Source organism: Pantoea sp. MHSD4, from assembly GCF_021043305.1.
Taxonomy (GTDB): Bacteria; Pseudomonadota; Gammaproteobacteria; order Enterobacterales; family Enterobacteriaceae; genus Pantoea; species Pantoea eucalypti.
The window spans coordinates 1-3,009 of the sequence record NZ_JAJNDH010000024.1; the positions used below are offsets into that span (position 1 = coordinate 1).

1 rRNA gene is annotated in these 3,009 nt (G+C 53.9%); it reads right to left on the bottom strand.

The features are described 5' to 3' along the window. Positions 1-42: 42 nt before the first annotated feature. Positions 43-2,951, bottom strand: a 23S ribosomal RNA gene (locus LQK91_RS21870). Positions 2,952-3,009 lie beyond the last annotated feature (58 nt).

Genomic DNA, 3,009 nt, shown 5'->3' on the forward strand with positions numbered 1-3,009 from the left:
CAGGCTGAAAATCGTGTCTCTCAAAAACGCCTCTGGCGTTGTAAGGTTAAGCCTCACGGGTCATTAGTACCGGTTAGCTCAACGCATCGCTGCGCTTACACACCCGGCCTATCAACGTCGTAGTCTTCAACGTCCCTTCAGGACTCTCAAGGAGTCAGGGAGAACTCATCTCGGGGCAAGTTTCGTGCTTAGATGCTTTCAGCACTTATCTTTTCCGCACTTAGCTACCGGGCAATGCCATTGGCATGACAACCCGAACACCAGTGGTGCGTTCACTCCGGTCCTCTCGTACTAGGAGCAACCCCCCTCAATTCTCCAGCGCCCACGGCAGATAGGGACCGAACTGTCTCACGACGTTCTAAACCCAGCTCGCGTACCACTTTAAACGGCGAACAGCCGTACCCTTGGGACCTACTTCAGCCCCAGGATGTGATGAGCCGACATCGAGGTGCCAAACACCGCCGTCGATATGAACTCTTGGGCGGTATCAGCCTGTTATCCCCGGAGTACCTTTTATCCGTTGAGCGATGGCCCTTCCATTCAGAACCACCGGATCACTATGACCTGCTTTCGCACCTGCTCGAGCCGTCACTCTCGCAGTCAAGCCAGCTTATGCCATTGCACTAACCTCACGATGTCCGACCGTGATTAGCTGACCTTCGTGCTCCTCCGTTACTCTTTAGGAGGAGACCGCCCCAGTCAAACTACCCACCAGACACTGTCCGCAGCCCGGATCACGGGCCTACGTTAGAACATCAAACATTAAAGGGTGGTATTTCAAGGTTGGCTCCACGCGAACTGGCGTCCGCGCTTCAAAGCCTCCCACCTATCCTACACATCAAGGCTCAATGTTCAGTGTCAAGCTGTAGTAAAGGTTCACGGGGTCTTTCCGTCTTGCCGCGGGTACACTGCATCTTCACAGCGAGTTCAATTTCACTGAGTCTCGGGTGGAGACAGCCTGGCCATCATTACGCCATTCGTGCAGGTCGGAACTTACCCGACAAGGAATTTCGCTACCTTAGGACCGTTATAGTTACGGCCGCCGTTTACCGGGGCTTCGATCAAGAGCTTCTCCTTGCGGATAACCCCATCAATTAACCTTCCGGCACCGGGCAGGCGTCACACCGTATACGTCCACTTTCGTGTTTGCACAGTGCTGTGTTTTTAATAAACAGTTGCAGCCAGCTGGTATCTTCGACTGGCTTCGGCTCGGGGAGCAAGTCCCTCCACCTACGCGCCAGCGTGCCTTCTCCCGAAGTTACGGCACCATTTTGCCTAGTTCCTTCACCCGAGTTCTCTCAAGCGCCTTGGTATTCTCTACCTGACCACCTGTGTCGGTTTGGGGTACGATTCTGTGTTACCTGATGCTTAGAGGCTTTTCCTGGAAGCTGGGCATTTATCACTTCAGCACCGTAGTGCCTCGTCGTCACGCCTCAGCGTTGATAAGGGACCGGATTTACCTGGACCCTCCGCCTACACGCTTAAACCGGGACAACCGTCGCCCGGCTGATATAGCCTTCTCCGTCCCCCCTTCGCAGTAACACCGAGTACAGGAATATTAACCTGTTTCCCATCGACTACGCCTTTCGGCCTCGCCTTAGGGGTCGACTCACCCTGCTCCGATTAACGTTGAACAGGAACCCTTGGTCTTCCGGCGAGCGGGCTTTTCACCCGCTTTATCGTTACTTATGTCAGCATTCGCACTTCTGATACCTCCAGCATGCCTCACAGCACACCTTCAACGGCTTACAGAACGCTCCCCTACCCAACAACACATAGTGTCGCTGCCGCAGCTTCGGTGCATGGTTTAGCCCCGTTACATCTTCCGCGCAGGCCGACTCGACCAGTGAGCTATTACGCTTTCTTTAAATGATGGCTGCTTCTAAGCCAACATCCTGGCTGTCTGTGCCTTCCCACATCGTTTCCCACTTAACCATGACTTTGGGACCTTAGCTGGCGGTCTGGGTTGTTTCCCTCTTCACGACGGACGTTAGCACCCGCCGTGTGTCTCCCGTGATAACATTCTCCGGTATTCGCAGTTTGCATCGGGTTGGTAAGCCGGGATGGCCCCCTAGCCGAAACAGTGCTCTACCCCCGGAGATGAGTTCACGAGGCGCTACCTAAATAGCTTTCGGGGAGAACCAGCTATCTCCCGGTTTGATTGGCCTTTCACCCCCAGCCACAGGTCATCCGCTAATTTTTCAACATTAGTCGGTTCGGTCCTCCAGTTAGTGTTACCCAACCTTCAACCTGCCCATGGCTAGATCACCGGGTTTCGGGTCTATACCCTGCAACTTAACGCCCAGTTAAGACTCGGTTTCCCTGCGGCTCCCCTATACGGTTAACCTTGCTACAGAATATAAGTCGCTGACCCATTATACAAAAGGTACGCAGTCACCCTGATAAATCAAGGCTCCCACTGCTTGTACGTACACGGTTTCAGGTTCTGTTTCACTCCCCTCGCCGGGGTTCTTTTCGCCTTTCCCTCACGGTACTGGTTCACTATCGGTCAGTCAGGAGTATTTAGCCTTGGAGGATGGTCCCCCCATATTCAGACAGGATACCACGTGTCCCGCCTTACTCATCGAGCTCACAGCACGTGTGCTTTTGTGTACGGGAGTATCACCCTGTACCCTGCGACTTTCCAGACGCTTCCACTAACACACATGCTGATTCAGGCTCTGGGCTGCTCCCCGTTCGCTCGCCGCTACTGGGGGAATCTCGGTTGATTTCTTTTCCTCGGGGTACTTAGATGTTTCAGTTCCCCCGGTTCGCCTTGCAGCACTATGTATTCATGCTGCAATGATGCACAGAGTGCACCGGGTTTCCCCATTCGGACATCGACGGCTGTAGCGGTTCATATCACCTTACCGTCGCTTTACGCAGATTAGCACGTCCTTCATCGCCTCTGACTGCCTGGGCATCCACCGTGTACGCTTAGTCGCTTAACCTCACAACCCACAGGCGTTTTACAACGCTGCGAGCTGCAAGCATTTGAGAGACTCGAAC